A 16,227-nucleotide genomic window follows, 5' to 3' on the forward strand; every position below is an offset into this window, starting at 1 on the left:
CCCGGGCGTCGTCCTGCCGTGCCATAGGCTCGGACCCATGTCAGCCCTGGACAGGTGGCGTGAGTTCCGCCGCGCTCAGCGCGCCGCCCTGCTCGCCAGCAACCATCCGCACCAGGTCGCCGAGTCCGAGACGACCTTCTCGCCGACCGGCCTGCTCGCGGACATCCTGCCCGCTCGCCGGTCGGGCGACGACGGGGAGGCCGGCGCTGACGGACGCCCCGACGGGGGCCGCGACCAGGGACTCGCCGACGGGAGAGACAACCGCATCGACGAGGGCGACGACCAGGAGCGTGGGCGTGGCCAGGAGCAGGGGCGGGGCCGCCGCTACGGACAGGCCGGGAGACCGCTCAACCGGCAGTCACCGTTCTACATGGGCTTCGTCGGGGGCATCGGCGTGCTCACCGCCCTGCTGCTGTGGCAGACCCTGGGTCGGCTCACCACGGTCCTCACGCTCGTCGTCATCGCCTTCTTCCTCGCCCTCACGCTGAACCCGCTCGTCGAGTTCCTCACCAGCCACGGCATGCGCCGCGGCGGAGCCGTGGCGGTGGTCTTCGCCGGCGTCGTGGCCGTCTTCACCCTGCTCGGACTCGTGGTCGTCCCACCAGTCATCACCCAGGGCAGCGACCTCGCGCAGAAGGCCCCCGACTACCTCGACCAGATCCTGCGCAGCAACTTCGTCAAGGACCTCGACCGGCACTACGACGTCGTCGACAAGATCCAGGCCGAGTTCAACAAGCGGATCACCGACGGCAACTTCATCAGCCAGGTCTTCGGCGGCGTGCTCGGCGTCGGGGCCGCCGTCATCGGCGGCATCTTCCAGACCTTCACCGTGCTCGTCCTGACGCTCTTCCTGCTCGCGTCCTTCCCGCGGGTCAAGCAGGGGGCCTATGCGATCGTCCCGGCCTCGCGTCGTCCCCGGGTCATCTCGCTGTCAGAGGAGATCATGCGCAGGACGGGCTCCTACGCCGCGGGCCAGGTCGCCGTCGCGACCATCAATGCCATCTGCTCGTGGATCATGATGTTGATCGTCGGCATCCCGTATGCCGCGGTGCTGGCGGTGGCGGTCGGCTTCCTCGGGCTCATCCCGATGGTCGGTGCCACGATCGGGGCCTCGGTCGTCTGCCTGGTCGCGGTCTTCGACGAGCCCAAGAAGGCCGTGATCGCGATCATCTACTACGTGGTCTACCAGCAGGTCGAGAACTACGTCGTCGCGCCCAGGATCATGCAGCGCACCGTGTCGGTTCCGGGCGCCGTCACCGTGGTCGCGGCCCTCGCCGGCGGCACGCTCCTCGGTGTCCTCGGTGCGCTCCTCGCGATCCCCGTGGCAGCCGGCCTGCTGCTGCTCTACGAAGAGGTCCTGCTGCCGCGGCAGCGCCGTCATTGATCTCGCTGGCCAGCGTGCTGGTGCGGCCATCCGCGCCACCAGCGCCACGGATCGACCTGGATTCGCGCCTGTCACGTTCATCCGTGCCACTGACGCCCCAGATCGACGGCCGAGGACGCCGGGGTCTGGGGTGGGTCAGCGGGTGGCGCCGCGGGTGTGCCGGCGGTCGCGCGCCTCCCAGCAGGGCGTGTGCCAGTGCCGACGGTCGTCCAGGCCACCCATCCCCTCGGCGGGCCACGCCACCACGTGCGGCGTGCCCATCGGGATGTTCTGCTGGCAGCCCGGACACAGGTAGGCGCGGCTCGCACCACTGCCGGTGACGCGGCGAACGAACCACTCGCCCCCGGCATACCCCTCCCGACGTGCGGTCCCCCCGACCGCGCGGTCGAGGTTCAGCGGGGCGTCGTCACGGCGACGCCGGTTGGCTCGGGGCATGGATCCGATTCTCGCAGAACCGCACCAGCGCCCTCGCCGCAGCGGCGGCGTTCAGGCGTAGGTGCGGAACCCGCGCCCCGTCTTGCGGCCGAGGTAGCCGGCCGTGACCATGTGCTCGAGCAGCGGGGCCGGCGCGAAACCGGGCTCGCGGAACTCGAGGTAGAGCTCGCGCTGGATCGCCAGAGACACGTCGTTGCCGACGACGTCGAGCAGCTCGAACGGCCCCATGGGCAGCCCGCAGCCGGTCTTCATCGCGGTGTCGATGTCGTCGGCAGTCGCGTAGTTGGCGTTGAGCATCTTGACGGCGTCGTTGAGGTAGGGGAACAGCAGTGCGTTGACGATGAACCCCGAGCGGTCGCCACACGTGACGGCGTGCTTGCCGACCTTGGCGCAGACGTCCTGGACGGTCGCGACGACGTCCGGCGCCGTCGAGACCGTGTGGACGACCTCGACGAGCTTCATGATCTGGGCGGGGTTGAAGAAGTGCATCCCGATGACGTCCTGCGGGCGCGAGGTGGCGGCCGCGCAGTCGACGACGGGCAGCGACGACGTCGTGGTGGCCAGGATCGCGCCCGGCTTGCAGATCTCGTCGAGGTTCTCGAAGAGAGCCTTCTTCACGGCCAGGTCCTCGACGACGGCCTCGACCACGAGGTCAGCGGTGGCCAGGTCGTCCAGGGACGTGGTACCGGTCAGGTGGCCCAGCGCCGCGGCGCGGTCGTCCTCGCTCAGCTTGCCGCGTTGGACGGCCTTCTCGAGCGACTTGGTGATGGCCGCCGTGACCGCGTCGACCTTGGGCTGGCTGCGGGTGACGTAGAGGACGTCGTAGCCGGCCTTGGCGAAGACCTCGATGATGCCGGTCGCCATGGTTCCCGAACCCACGACACCGACGGTGCGCACCTCGCGCAGGGTGGCCCCGGACTCGCCGGCCGACGCCGGGGTGAGCGCGTCGTCGACGACCTGGCTGCTGCCGGGCTCGGCGTAGGTGTAGAACCCACGGCCGCTCTTGCGACCCTTGAGTCCGGCGCTGACCATCTGCTTGATGACCGGGCTCGGGGCATGCAGGCGGTCGCGGCCCTGCTTGTACATCGTGTCGAGGATCTCGTAGGCGGTGTCGAGTCCGATCAGGTCCATCAGCGCCAGCGGACCCATCGGGTAGCCGCAGCCCAGCTTCATCGCCGCGTCGATGTCCTCGCGGCTGGCATAGCGCGACTCGAACATCGAGACGGCGTGGTTGAGGTAGCCGAACAGCAGGGCGTTGGCGATGAAGCCCGCCTTGTCCCCCACGATGACCGGCTGCTTCCCGAGCCGGATCGCGAGCGCCTTGACGTCCTCGAACGCCTCGTCCTCGGTGACGACGGTGCGGATCACCTCGACGAACTGCAGCACGGGGGCGGGGTTGAAGAAGTGCATTCCGACGACCCGCTTGGGGTTGCCGGTCGCCACCGCGATCTCGGTGACCGACAGCGACGACGTGTTGGTCGCGAGGACGGCATCGGGGCCGACGATCGCGTCGAGCTTGCCGAAGAGCTCCTTCTTGAGCTCCAGGTGCTCCGGCACCGCCTCGACGACGAGCTGGCAGTCGGCGAGCTCGTCGAGGCTCGACGTGAAGTGCACTCGCGCGTGCAGCGCCGCCTGGTCCTCCTCGCTCAGCTTGCCGCGGCTGACAGCCCGACCCGTGGAGTGCTCGAGGACCCCACGTCCCTTCTCGACCGCCGCCTGGTCGACCTCGACTGCCACGACGTCGATGCCGTTCCGGGCGAACACCTCGACGATGCCCGCACCCATGGTGCCGAGACCGATTACTCCGACCTTGCTGAACTCACGAGCCATGCCGCGAGTCTGGCAGAGCAGGTATGCCGCGTGGACCCCCGGGCAGCGTGACGGTCACCACCCTGCCTGCTCGGTCACCAGGTCTCACCAGTCGTGACCGGCCCCGATCAGTGCGGACTCCATGTGGAAGCGCTGCTCGCGGGACAGCCCGCGGATCGCGGTCGGCACCGGGATGTCCACCGCCTTGCAGTAGTCACGCAACGCGTGGTCGTAGGCCAGTCGCGCCGACATCAGCCGCTCGGCCTTGCGGGGCTGGTCCCCCTCCTCGACCCGGCGGATGTGCGCGGCGAGACGGCTGAGCTCCAGGGCCAGCAGGACGGGCGGGATGGGTTCCACCGCTGGGCGCCGTGAGGCGCGCCACGACTGCGCCCTGGTGACGGTGGGCTCGAGCAGCCTGGGTGGCTGGCCCGTGGTGAGCCAGCGCACCCCACTCACGAGGGTGCCCATCACGAGAGCGAGACCGGCAACGTTGCCCAGGACGGACGGCATACCACTCACCTCTTGCCCATGAGTGTGCGCTCAGCACCCCGGCACGCGCAACGGTCCGCGGGCCGTAGAGTGACCCCTCGTGCGGCTGGTCATTGCGAAGTGCTCGGTGGACTACGACGGGCGTCTGTCGGCCCACCTCCCCCTGGCGACGAGGCTCCTGCTCGTCAAGGCGGACGGTTCCGTGCTCGTCCACAGCGACGGCGGCTCCTACAAGCCGTTGAACTGGATGTCGCCCCCGTGCGCAATGGCCGAGGTCGAGCCCGAGACCCACGAGGCCGCCGACGGGGTCACCGCCGTGTGGCAGGTGCAGCACGCGAAGTCGGAGGACCGGCTACGGGTGCTCATCCACGAGGTGCTCCACGACTCCGCGCACGACCTGGGCGTCGACCCGGGGCTGATCAAGGACGGCGTCGAGGCCCACCTCCAGAAGCTGCTGGCCGAGCACATCCACACCCTGGGCGAGGGCTTCAGCCTCGTGCGACGTGAGTACATGACGGCCATCGGCCCGGTCGACATCCTCTGCAAGGACGCCACGGGCGGCTCGGTCGCCGTCGAGATCAAGCGCCGGGGCGACATCGACGGCGTCGAGCAGCTGACCCGCTACCTCGAGCTGATGAACCGCGACCCGCACCTGTCCCCCGTCACGGGCGTCTTCGCCGCCCAGGAGATCAAGCCCCAGGCGCGCACCCTGGCCACGGACCGTGGCATCCGCTGCGTCACGCTCGACTACGACGCCCTCAAGGGCATCGACAACAGCGAGCACCGCCTGTTCTAGCCGGGGACGGAACGGCACGACCGACAGGAGCTAGACGACGGCGCGGTCGGTCGATCCCGGCCAGCTGAGCACCTCGAAGCCGTCCCCGTCCACCGACACCTCGGCCACGGCGCAGTTGGGGAGGTACTTGGCGGCGGCGAGGTCGTCGCGGACGTTCCCGGAGATCCGCGGCAGGACGAACGACATGACGCCGCCGTGCGAGAAGACCAGCACGGTCTCACCCCTGAACTGGTCGGCGATCCCCTGCAGCGCCTCGCGATACCGGGCCACGACCTCCTCCCCCGTCTCCCCGCCGGGGATGCACCGTCGCAGGTCGCCGTGCAGCCAGGACTTGAAGACCGAGGCGAGCTCCGGGTCGTCGTGCGGCCGACCAGCCAGGGCCCCGACGGAGAACTCCTCCAGCCCGGGGACGGCCCGCGCCTCGACCCCGAGGGTCCGCGCGGCGATCGCGCCCGACTCGATGGCCCGGGCGAAGGTGCTCGTGTAGACCCGGGCGATCCTGCGGGTGGCCACTGCGGCGGCCAGGGACTCGGTCTGCTCGACGCCCTTCGGCGACAGCCAGCCACCCTCGTCGGACAGCACCGACGGGTGGCCGTACTCGGCGTCGCCGTGGCGCGCGATGAGCAGGGTGGCGGCGCAGTGCAGGTCGCTCATGGCTTCGAGGGTAGAACCCGCAGCGGCTCCCGAGTGATCTGTGCCACCGAGCGACCGTGCGATGGTGGGTATACCGCGTGGCGCTGGTGTGAGGCGGGCGCCTCAGACGATCTCGACCGTGACGCCGGCCGCCCGGATCTCGGCCAGCGCGGCAGCCGGTGCGGTCGCGTCGGTCACGAGCACCTGGATCCGCTCCGAGGAGCAGATCCGGGCAAAGGCGCGTCGACCCACCTTGTCCCCAGTGCTCACGACCACCACGCGGTCGGCGCGCTGGACCATGAGCGAGTTGATCCCGGCCTCGCCCTCGTGCTCGCACGTCGCGCCGCCGACGGCGGACACGCCGTCGACGCCCAGGACCACGGTGTCCAGCCACAGCTCGCTGAGCACCATCGAGGCCAGCGGGCCCGAGAGCTCATAGGACTCGGGCCGCGCCACCCCACCGAGCGAGACGCAGCGGATGAACGGCCGCAGCACCATCTCGGTCGCGATGTTGAGCGCGTTGGTCACGACCGTGATCGAGGGACGCCGGGACGACGCCGCGAGGTCTGCCCTGGCCGCGAGCTTGCGCGCGGTGGCGCTGGTCGTCGTGCCGCCGTTGAAGCCCACGACGGAACCCTCCGGAATGAGGTCGGCGGCGCAGGCGGCGATCCGCTCCTTGGCCGAGTCGCCGCCCCCCTGCTTGTAGCGCACGGGCAGGTCGTAGGCCACCGCGCTGGCCACCACGCCGCCGTGGGTGCGGGTCACGAGCTGCTGGGCCGCGAGGTCCCCGAAGTCGCGACGCACGGTGGCCTCGGAGACGCCCAGCGACTCCACCACCTGGGCGACGCTGAGCCGCCCGTGCTCGGCGAGCAGGCCGAGCAGCGCACTCCAGCGCGCGCCACGGTCCATGCTGCGCCCGTCCGGCTCGCTCACTTGACCGCTCCGGAGGTGAGTCCGCCCACGAGGTGCTTCTCGATGAGGGCGAAGAGGATCACGACAGGGACGATCGCGATGATCGAGGCCCCGAACAGCTGGTCCCAGTTCTGCTCGTAGCCCGTGACGTAGGAGTTGATCCCGACGGTGAGCGGCTTCTTGGCGTCGTCGAGCATCAGGGTCAGCGCCACGACGTACTCGTTCCACGCTGCGATGAAGGTGAAGATCGTGGCCGTCACCAGACCGGGCAGCGTGAGCGGAAGCATGACCCGCCACAGGGTGCCGAGCCTCCCGCAGCCGTCGAGCTCCGACGCCTCTTCGAGCTCGCGCGGGATCGAGGCGAAGAAGCCGTGCAGGATCCAGATCGCGAAGGCCAGGTTGAACGCCGCGTTCGTGAGGATGAGGGCGAGGTAGGTGTTGACCAGGTTGACCGTGAAGAACTCGCGGTAAATGCCCACCACCAGGGAGGTCGGCGAGAACATCTGGGTGACCAGGACCAGGAACAGGAAGGCCATCCGCCCACGGAACTTGAAGCGTGCGGTGAAGTAGGCCGCCGGGATGGCGACCACGACGACGATCGCCGTGGAGGCGACGGCCACGATCACCGACGTCCGGAGCCAGTGGAGGAAGCGCTCGTCGCCGAGGACCTCGGAGAACGTCGTCCACTTCCACACCTCGGGCAGGACCGAGGGCGGCGTCCGCACCACGTCACTGCTCGGACGGAACGCGTCGAGCAGCATGACGAGGTAGGGCCAGACGAAGGCGAACGCGACGCCGAGGCCGATGAGGGGCATCGCCCACGGGCGGATGCCGCGCCAGCCGCTCGGGCGGGCGGGCTCGGGTGCCGCGCCACGCGGCATACCCTTGGTCGTGGTCGTGGCGGTCACGACTCCTCCTCGCGCCAGCGGGAGACCCGCAGGTAGACAAGCACCGCCACGAGGATGAGGCAGACGTTGAACAGGCCGGCCGCAGCCGACTGCCCCACGTCCTTCTCCGCGCTCTTGAAGGCGAGCTTGTACATGAACGTGATCGTCGTGTCGTGGCTGAAGCCCGGGTTGGACTCGTTGAGCGTGTAGATGATCGGGAAGCTGTTGAAGACGTAGATCATGTTGAGCACCGTGGCCACGAGGATCGCCGGCCGCAGCAGGGGCAGGGTGATCAGTCGCCAGATCTTCCACGGCGACGCCCCGTCGATCCGGGCCGCCTCGTAGACGTCGGTCGGGATCGCGTTGAGGCCGGCAACGAAGACGTACGCGGTGAACGGGATGGACACGAAGACGCCGACAGCCACCATCGAGGACATGATCAGGCGGTCGCTCCCGAGGAAGTCGATCGGGGTGTCGACGATGTGCAGGTCGAGCAGCACGGCGTTGAGGGTGCCGTAGTAGTAGCTGTAGATCAGGGTGAACAGGCGCGCGGTGATGACCAGCGACGCCGCCCACGGCACGATCACGGCCCATCGGACCAGCCGGCGACCCCAGAAGTCCTTGGTCAGGAACTGGGCCAGACCCAGGCTGATCAGGATGGTCAGCACCACGACGGCCACGACCCAGACGAGGGTGTTGGTCAGGACCGTGCCGAGGCTCTCGTTGGCCAGGACGTTGCGGTAGTTGTCCAGCCCGGCGTCACCCTTGCGCAGACCGGTGATCGAGTACCGCGAGAGCGAAGCCCGCACGAGCTCCACCGCGGGCCAGACGACCACCCCGAAGATCAGGGCGAGCGCCGGGCCGAGCCACAGCAGCGCGGTCCAGCCGGAGACTCGTCCGCCGCGACCGTGCCGTGCGGACCGGACTCCCCGATGACGGCTCGGCGGCGAGGGCGGGGCGGATGGTGCGGGTGCGGCCGGTTGCCCGACCACACCCGCTCCAGCCCCGATGGGCTGGGTCACGCTCAGCCGCCGGCTTCGGCGGACTGCTGGAGCTTGTCCAGGACCGCCTTCGGGTCGCCGGTGACAGCCGTTCCGAGGTTCTGCTGCACCGCGAGCTTGACCTTGTCCCACGTGGGGTCGTCGGTCGGCGTGAGGTGGGCGTTCGGCAGGGTCTCGAGGTAGGTCTTCAGCGCGGCGTCGGAGGAGAACTCCTGGATGCCGGACTTGGTGACCGGCAGGAAGCCCTCTGCCTTGATGAAGGTGTTGACCTGGTCCTTCTGGTAGTAGAGGTCGTAGAACGCCTTGACCGCGTCCTGGTTCCCCTTCTTCTTGAAGGCCATGAGGTAGTCGGTGACGCCGAACGTCTGCGGCGTCCCACCGTCAGCCTTGGTCGGCATCGGCGCCACGGCGTAGTCGACCTTCTTGTCCTTGTCGAGCGTCCCGGCCAGCGGGGAGAAGCCGACGACCATGCCGACCTTGCCGGACGCGAACAGGTCGAAGGCGTCCTGCCGGTTGGACTTGCCGGGGTTGTTCTGGGTCAGCTTCTTGGTGGCCAGGCTCTTGAGGAAGGTCAGCGTCTCGACGTTCTCGGGGCTGTTGATGGCCCACTTGCCGTCCTTCTTCCAGTCACCGCCGTTGTTGAACAGCCAGATCGAGAACTCGCCCTGGGCCTCCTCCGGGCCGAGTGGCAGGCCGTAGCCGATGGTGCCCTTGCCGAGGTCCTTGATCTTCTGGGCGTCCGCCTCGAACTCGGCCCAGGTCTTGGGCGGCGCGGCGATGCCGGCCTCCTTGAAGAGGGTCTTGTTGTAGAACATCGCCCGGGCCGAGCTGAGGTCGGGCATGCCGTACATCTTGCCGTTGTAGGTGCCCGACTTCACGAACGCGTCGAGCAGGTCGGACTTCACCGAGTCGGACAGCACCTCGTCGGAGCTGTACAGCAGGTCGTCCTTGGCGTAGCTCGCGTAGGCGTTGAGGTTGAGGATGTCCGGCGGGTTGTTGTTCTGGACCATCGTCGAGCTCTGCTGGTCGATGTCGTCCCAGCTGACGATCTGCACCTCGAGGGTGTTGCCCGTCTTGGCCTTGTACGCCGTGGCGAACTGGTCCCAGAAGGCCTTGGTGTGGTCCTTGGAGTACTCGGCTGCGACGAGCTTGATCGTCGTCCCCTTCTTCGATCCTCCTCCGCCGTCGGTGGAACCGGCTCCCGTCCCGCCTCCGCAGGCCGCGAGGCCGAGTGCCACGACCGCGGTCCCCGCGATCAGACCTGCAACCGGCAGGTGTCGTCTGGTGCTCACGTCATACCTCACATCTCTCGTGGACGATCAGGCGCCGTTGCCTGACCGGTTCCGCCCCTGATCGCTCCAACATTGATCGTTTCGTAGCGGTTAACGCGCGCTTCGCTCAGGATCAGCGAGGCTCGAGAACACACTGGCCCCACACCGTGGTCCAGTCAAGCCTCCTGGCGGAGGAATTTGAGGCAATCTCAGGGGTCAATCCAATCAAACCGGGGTAAATAGGCCCTCCTCTTGACTGATCGAATCTGATGGAAGACCATCTAGTTCGGTCTTATCCACTCACTGAAGGAGTTCCGCGTCGTGTCCACCACGCATCTGGCCGCCGAGATCGCCACCCAGCCCGCCGACTGGCGAGCCGTCCTGAGCCGGGTGCCCGAGGCCCGCGCGGCCCTCCCCTCCGACGGCGCCCGCGTCGCCGTCACCGGGTGCGGGACGTCCTTCTACATGGCCCAGGCGTATGCCGCCCTGCGCGAGTCGGCGGGCCACGGCCACACCGACGCCCATGCGGCCAGCGAGTTCCCGCTCGAGCGCACCTACGACCACGTCGTGGCCATCTCCAGGTCGGGCACGACGACCGAGGTGGTGGAGCTCCTCGAGGCACTGAACGCTCGCGGACAGGTCACCACCGCCATCGTCGCGACCGAGGGGACGCCCATCCCCTCCCTGAGCACCCACCAGCTGATGCTGCCGGAGGTCGACGAGCGGTCGGTCGTCCAGACCCGCTTCGCCACCACGACCCTCGCGCTGCTGCGAGCCACGCTGGGCGAGGACCTCACGAGTGCCATCGCCGACGCCGAGGACGTCCTCGCGCAGGACGCCGACACCGCGTTCGCAGGCCTGCGCGACGTCGAGCAGATCACCTTCGTGGGACGCGGCTGGACCAACGGGCTCGCCCAGGAGGCAGCCCTGAAGCTGCGCGAGTCGGCGCAGTTCTGGACCGAGGCCTACCCCGCCATGGAGTACCGCCACGGCCCCATCAGCATCGCGACCGCGGGACGGGCGACGTGGGCCTTCGGAGAGGTCCCCGAGGGGCTGCCGGAGGACGTCCGCGCCACCGGTGCCCACTTCGAGCACCGGGACATCGACCCCTTGGCCGACCTCGTGCGCCTGCACCGACTCTGCGTCGCCAAGGCGGAGCAGGCCGGCGTGGACCCGGATCGACCCCGGCACCTGTCACGGTCCATCATCCTCACGTGACCCCTGCGACCCCGAGCGCCCACCGCATCCTGCTCACCGGCACCGTCGTCCTGCCGGACCGCGTCGTGGCCGACGGCGCCGTCGCCGTCACGGACACCGTCGTCACGTATGCCGGTGAGCGCAGCTCCCTGCCTCCCGACTGGGTGGGTGTCGCCTCACCACAGGGGTGGCGTCCGGGGTTGACCCTGCTGCCGGGTCTGGTCGACATCCACTGCCACGGCGGCAACGGTGGCGAGTTCGGGCCGGATGTCGAGAGCGGGCGCAGGGCCGCCACGCACCACCACGACCACGGATCGACCACGGTCATCGGGTCACTCGTGTCGGCCCCGGCACGGACCCTGCTCGACGGGGCACACGCCCTGGGCGAGCTGGTGCGCGGTGGCGAGCTGGCCGGCATACACCTCGAAGGGCCGTTCCTGTCCACGGTCCGGTGCGGCGCCCACAACCCTGCCGCCCTCATCGACGCCGACGTCGCCCTGGTCGAAGACCTGGCCGAGGCGGGCGGGGAGGGTTCGTTCGCCCACATGACGTGGGCGCCCGAGCGCGACGGAGGCGACGCCGTGCCCACGGCACTCGCTCGGGTCGGCGCTCTGGGTTCTTTGGGGCACACCGACGCCGACTACAGCCTCGCCTCGCGCGCTCTGGAATCCGTTGCGGCACAAGGCGCCCGGGGTGGGCTGCCGCTCGTGACCCACCTCTTCAACGGCATGCCACCGCTCCTGTCACGGGCACCGGGACCGGTCGCCGCGTCGATCGCCGCAGCCGCGCGGGGCGAGGCGGTGCTCGAGCTGATCGCCGACGGCGTCCACCTCGACGGTGGCACGGTGCGGATGGTGTTCGACGCGGTGGGAGCCGACCACATCGCCCTGGTCAGCGACGCGATGGCTGCCAGCGGCCTCCCTGACGGCGCCTACTCGCTGGGCGGCCTCGACGTCACGGTCCGCGATCGGGCCGCCCGCCTGACCGACAGCGGGAGCCTCGCCGGCGGGGTGAGCACCCTCGTGGACCAGGTGCGCTGGCTGGTCGACGGGTTGGGCATCCCGCTGGCCGACGCGGTGAAGGCGGCCTCTGCGACCCCGGCGCGGGCGCTGGCGCTGCCAGGGGTCGGGTCGCTGTCAGCAGGATCCGCAGCCGACCTCGTCGTCGTTGACGAGGACCTGTCGGTGCAGCGGGTGCTGCGACGCGGCACCTGGCTCTGACCCACGCCTTTCCACTTCTGGCCGAGACGGCTCTGGGCCCCTGCCGAGAGGCGACCGCCGCCGAGGCCGAGGGGTTGTAGGCCCCGGACCCGTTGTAGGTCGCCGTCAGCTTGTGCGTGCCGCGCGCCAGGACCGGCGCCCGGTAGACGGCCTTGCCCTTGGTCACCACGACCTTGGCCAGCACCTTCGAGCCGTCCCGGAACGTCACCGTTCCGGTGGCAGCCGACGGGCTGACCGTGGCGGTCAGGGTCGGGCGGTAGCCCTTGAAGAAGTCGCGGTCGTTGGCACTGAGCGAGGTCTTGCTCACCAGCCCCTTGACCGTGACCTTGACGACAGCGGAGGTGCTGGCGTTCGTGATCGCATCTCCGTTGTAGGTGGCCGTCATCGAGTGCGTCCCACGGGTCTGGCCCGACGCGGTCCACATCGCCTTGCCACCGCTGACCGCCACCGTCTTGACGACCTTGCCGCCGTCCTTGAAGGACACCGTCCCGGTCGCGGTGGACGGCGTGACCGAGGCCGTGAAGACCGGCTTGCCGCCGTAGGTGTACGACGTCGAGCTCGAGGTGAGCCTGGTCGACGACGCAGCCTTCACCGCGACGACCTGTGCCCTCGCACCATCGGTGTTGAGGTGGTGGATGAGCAGCAGACCCTGCGGCTTGTCCGAGGAGTACGACGCGTCGTCGCGACGGACATTCAGCACGGCGCCCGGGGCGTCGGTGCTGAGCATCGTGCCGTAGTCGTCGCTGTAGGCCGCCAGCGCGGGCGAGGCCACGCTGAGGGTCATCGGAGCAGCCTCGGAACCAACCGCGTCGACCTGACCGGCCTCTGCGGTGTAGGACTCGACCCAGTACTTGATCTTGGGCGTTGCACCCGCGACCAGACCTGCCTCGCTCAACGCACCCACGGAGACCGGAAGGGCCAGTGAGTCGCTGTTGAAGAGGTTGGTGTCGAAGGAACCGTCGACGTTGTTGACGGACTCCGGGCCGTAGTTGGCTGACGAGTCGAAGATCGAGTGGAACCGGTTCGGCCCAGTACGAAGGTCGACGACGTCCACGACGAAGTAGTCGTAGTCGTCCGTGGTGGACACCCTCGTGTTGTAGGCCACGGCCTCCGGGCCCGGGGTCGACGGGTTGGTGTCGAGGTACACGTCGAACTCGGTGTACGAGGCCGGCGTGCGCCAGGGACCGTAGCTGCTGACCCCGAAGCTGAGCTTCGAGCCGCCGATGTCGGCGGGGGCGTACAAGAAGGCGTCCGAACCCGTACCGACGTAGCGCAGGTCGGCCGAGCGGTCGTCCGCGAAGGCGATGCAGTCGACGACCAGGGCCGAGGAGCAGCTCGGGATCTTCGGGCTGCTGGCCTGCAGCTGGAAGGTGGACACGGTCGACTCGTAGCCGGTCGTGCCAACGCCCTGGGAGACACCCAGGCCGCCGAGGGCCAGCGTGCCGTTCTTGACCGCACCTGCGCCCGTGACCGTGCTCTTGGCCGCGGCCGCCATGGCCGAGGCCGGGCGGGGAGCGGACCACACCGGCACGCGAAGGGCCGAGCCCGGCGTGAGACCGGCAGGCGTCAGCACCATGCGGCCACTGGCGTCAGCGCGGTAGCTGCGGTCGATGCCGTAGGTCAGCGGGTCCTTTGCCGTGGTGGGGTCCGGGACCGCCGTGAGCGCCGAGCGCGTGATGGTGGCCGTGACCGTGACGTCAGCAGAACCGCCGGCCGGGAGGCTGACCTGGCTGGGGCTGAAGGAGTACGTCACACCCGGGGACGGGTGTGCTGCCTGGTAGCCGATCGTGTACGACGCCGACCCGGTGGGGCGCTTGTTGACGACGTGCACGGTCTTGGTCAGGGTCGTGGTGGCCGCAGTCACGGCAACCGGCCCGAAGGAGACGCTGACGGCACCGGGGGTGTCCTTGACGTAGGCCAGGGTCGTGGTGTCGACGGCGGCGTCGGCCTTGACGCGACCGGAACCGACACGCTCAGGTCCGTAGACCGCACCCGTGTGGTTCGGGCTGACGAAGACGTCCTGGGTCGCCGTGTTCATGATGGCGGCCTTGACCTCCTCGGAGGTCCACGTGGAGTGGGCGCCACGCACGAGCGCGGCTTCGCCGGCCACGTGCGGAGAAGCCATGGAGGTGCCGCTCTCGGCGATCCCCTCGTTGCCCGTGCCGACGGCGACGGAGAACGTGGTCACACCGGGGGCTGCGACGTCGGGCTTGACGTTGCCGGCGATGCCGACACCCCGCGAGGAGAAGCCCGCGACCTGGTCGACGGCGCCCGGGCTGACGATGGTCACGCTGTTGCGCAGCGCGTTGGTCATCGTCACCTTGACCGGGGTTCCCCCGTCGAGCTGTCCCTTGATCGCGACGGTCGCCTGGTTGACGGTGAGCATCGCCGGGATGTCCACGTCACCGGTCACGCCGGCAGAGAACGCATTCACGTCGCTGCCGAAGATGACCCCGGCTGCGCCGGCCGCCTTGGCCTGACCGGAACGACCGACCGAGCCACAGCGACGGCCCGTGCCGTCGAACCACTTGGTCATGACGATCTTGCCCACGACCTTGGCCGCATCCGCGGTGGAGAAGGCCGAGCAGCCATCCGTGTTGTTCGTGGCCGAGGCCGTCTGGCTCCAGTCGCCGAGGGTGACGACGTCGGTGTTCGTCAGGCCGGGCTTGGTCGCCCAGTCGTAGGCCACCGACTTCAGCGCCCCGAACACGTTGTCCTGGGTGCCGTCGACGGTGCCAGCCGGCTCGATGCCGCTGGGGCTGTCGACCTGGAGGCCGTCGACCACGGAGTCACGGTCGTCGGACGCGGCGACGGCGAGCACGCGCGTGGCGTTGCCCGGCGAGCCGCCCACCTCGTAGACGTCGCCGCTGTTGCCGATCGAGGCGACGACGACGGTGCCGAGGGCGGCGAGGTTGTTGGACGCGACTGCGTCCGGGTCGTCCGGGGAGCCGTAGCTGGAGCCCAGCGACATGTTGACGACGTCGAGGCGGTCGGACAGGTCACCGTCGCCATTGGGGTCAGCCGCCCAGTCGAGGGCCTGGCCCACGACGCTGGTGTCGCCCTCGCAGCCGAACACCTTGAGTGCGTAGAGCGACGCACCGGGTGCGACGCCGGGACCGATGGCCAGGGACGCGGGGTCGATGTCGGTGGCGTAGCCACCGGTGTAGGTCGCCCCCGCCTTCGTCACGCCGAGACCGGCCGCCGTGCCGCTGACGTGGGAGCCGTGGCCCTCGCAGTCCAGCGGGTTGGGGTCGGGCACCGGAACGGCAACGCCGTCACCGGGGTTGTAGGCGTCACCCGCGAAGTCGTAGCCGCCGACCACCTTGGCGGTGGGCGTGAAGGTGTTCGAGGCCTTGGCGGTGGCGTATGCCGCGCCGGTGCCAGGTCCGCCGAAGTCCGCGTGCGTGTAGTCGATGCCGGTATCGATGACGCCGACTCGGACGCCTTCACCGGTCTCGCTGCGTCCCTTCCAGACCTCCGGGGCTCCGATGAGCGGCACCGACGAGGAGTTGGACGGGGACTTGGGCGTGATGCGGTGGACCGCCTTCACGCCGGGGATGGCGGCGAGTGCCTTCAGCTTGCTCGCATCGGTGCGCACGGCGATACCGGAGTACAGGGCGTGCGCGCGGTAGAGGGTGCGCGCCTTCGTCTGCGACTCCCCGAAGCGGGCCTCGACCGACGCCTGGGCGCGCTTGATCGTGGCCGTCTGGGTGCGCGCAGCGAGCCGGGCTGCCGAGCCACCCCGCGACCGAGCCTGGCCGTAGGCAGCCGACGCGGGTGCCGGGTCGAGCTCGATCATGACGTCGACCGGGCCCTTGGCACCCACGAGGCTGCGGTCGAGCTTCTCCGCCTGTGACCGCTGGGTGCCCAACCCGAAGGAGCCCGCACCGGTGAGTCCTGCGGGAACCTTGTGGGCGGTCCCGCGGTGCTTGACCGGGCTGGGCTGGGTGCTCGCCATGGCCGGCGCAGCGCTGAGGGCTGCCGCAGCCACTATCGACAGGGCACTGACGCCGACGACAGCTGTGTAGCCGCGGCGCCTTCCCTGAGATTCCATCGACACGTGGTCTCCTTCTGCGCGCGGCCACGACCATTCGCCCCGGGGATCGCCCGTCACGTGTGAAGGACACGCGCCCCCACTGGTTCACCACGCCGTCGCTGAAATTAGGCCATTGCGGCGCGAGCCGGACGCGAAT

General features: G+C 69.4%; 12 protein-coding genes and 1 pseudogene. 4 read left to right on the forward strand and 9 right to left on the reverse strand.

The features are described from left to right. Positions 1-37: 37 nt before the first annotated feature. On the forward strand, positions 38-1,384 hold the full coding sequence (locus AC1DS4_RS09210; RefSeq protein WP_477632747.1) for an AI-2E family transporter: 1,347 nt from the start codon (positions 38-40) through the stop codon (positions 1,382-1,384). Positions 1,385-1,519: 135 nt separating this feature from the next. On the opposite strand, the gene AC1DS4_RS09215 is transcribed toward AC1DS4_RS09210, so the two are convergent. The 3 genes from AC1DS4_RS09215 to AC1DS4_RS09225 all read right to left on the reverse strand — a co-directional run bounded on the left by AC1DS4_RS09215 (position 1,520) and on the right by AC1DS4_RS09225 (position 4,138). Then, the gene (locus AC1DS4_RS09215; protein ID WP_477623303.1) at positions 1,520-1,819 is read right to left on the reverse strand and encodes a hypothetical protein; all 300 of its coding nucleotides are present in this window, start codon (positions 1,817-1,819) and stop codon (positions 1,520-1,522) included. Positions 1,820-1,870: 51 nt separating this feature from the next. Continuing rightward, positions 1,871-3,649: a 3-hydroxyacyl-CoA dehydrogenase family protein gene (locus AC1DS4_RS09220; RefSeq protein WP_477632748.1), complete on the reverse strand. Its 1,779-nt coding sequence runs from the start codon at positions 3,647-3,649 to the stop codon at positions 1,871-1,873. 84 nt (positions 3,650-3,733) lie between these two features. After that, positions 3,734-4,138, reverse strand: a complete 405-nt coding sequence (locus tag AC1DS4_RS09225) for a hypothetical protein (protein ID WP_477615563.1) — start codon at positions 4,136-4,138, stop codon at positions 3,734-3,736. Between the two features lie 79 nt (positions 4,139-4,217). On the opposite strand from AC1DS4_RS09225, the gene nucS reads away from it, so the two are divergent. Further along, the gene (nucS, locus tag AC1DS4_RS09230) at positions 4,218-4,913 is read left to right on the forward strand and encodes an endonuclease NucS (protein WP_477615564.1); all 696 of its coding nucleotides are present in this window, start codon (positions 4,218-4,220) and stop codon (positions 4,911-4,913) included. A gap of 30 nt (positions 4,914-4,943) precedes the next feature. Here nucS and AC1DS4_RS09235 read toward each other — a convergent pair whose 3' ends face one another. The 5 genes from AC1DS4_RS09235 to AC1DS4_RS09255 form a co-directional block, all read right to left on the reverse strand. Then, positions 4,944-5,567, reverse strand: coding sequence for a histidine phosphatase family protein (locus AC1DS4_RS09235; RefSeq protein WP_477632749.1), 624 nt, complete (start codon positions 5,565-5,567; stop codon positions 4,944-4,946). 102 nt (positions 5,568-5,669) lie between these two features. After that, on the reverse strand, positions 5,670-6,479 hold the full coding sequence (locus tag AC1DS4_RS09240) for a DeoR/GlpR family DNA-binding transcription regulator (protein ID WP_477623300.1): 810 nt from the start codon (positions 6,477-6,479) through the stop codon (positions 5,670-5,672). Further along, positions 6,476-7,366, reverse strand: a complete 891-nt coding sequence (locus AC1DS4_RS09245; protein ID WP_477632750.1) for a carbohydrate ABC transporter permease — start codon at positions 7,364-7,366, stop codon at positions 6,476-6,478. The genes AC1DS4_RS09240 and AC1DS4_RS09245 overlap by 4 nt, the downstream gene beginning before the upstream one ends. Next, the gene (locus AC1DS4_RS09250) at positions 7,363-8,367 is read right to left on the reverse strand and encodes a carbohydrate ABC transporter permease (protein ID WP_477632751.1); all 1,005 of its coding nucleotides are present in this window, start codon (positions 8,365-8,367) and stop codon (positions 7,363-7,365) included. Before AC1DS4_RS09250 ends, AC1DS4_RS09245 begins: the two co-directional genes overlap by 4 nt. Positions 8,368-8,369: 2 nt before the next feature. Further along, positions 8,370-9,638, reverse strand: coding sequence for an extracellular solute-binding protein (locus AC1DS4_RS09255; RefSeq protein ID WP_477615569.1), 1,269 nt, complete (start codon positions 9,636-9,638; stop codon positions 8,370-8,372). 300 nt (positions 9,639-9,938) lie between these two features. Between AC1DS4_RS09255 and AC1DS4_RS09260 the strand changes: the two genes are divergently transcribed. Next, positions 9,939-10,835, forward strand: coding sequence for an SIS domain-containing protein (locus AC1DS4_RS09260; protein WP_477632752.1), 897 nt, complete (start codon positions 9,939-9,941; stop codon positions 10,833-10,835). Continuing rightward, positions 10,832-12,034 (forward strand): N-acetylglucosamine-6-phosphate deacetylase, encoded by a 1,203-nt coding sequence (locus AC1DS4_RS09265; protein WP_477632753.1) that lies wholly within the window; start codon positions 10,832-10,834, stop codon positions 12,032-12,034. The genes AC1DS4_RS09260 and AC1DS4_RS09265 overlap by 4 nt, the downstream gene beginning before the upstream one ends. Before the next feature lie 64 nt (positions 12,035-12,098). Here AC1DS4_RS09265 and AC1DS4_RS09270 read toward each other — a convergent pair. Beyond that, positions 12,099-16,088: pseudogene (locus tag AC1DS4_RS09270) on the reverse strand (S8 family serine peptidase); the annotation flags it as partial. Between the last annotated feature and the right edge of the window lie 139 nt (positions 16,089-16,227).

It is taken from the genome of Pedococcus sp. P3_C7 (assembly GCF_056402615.1).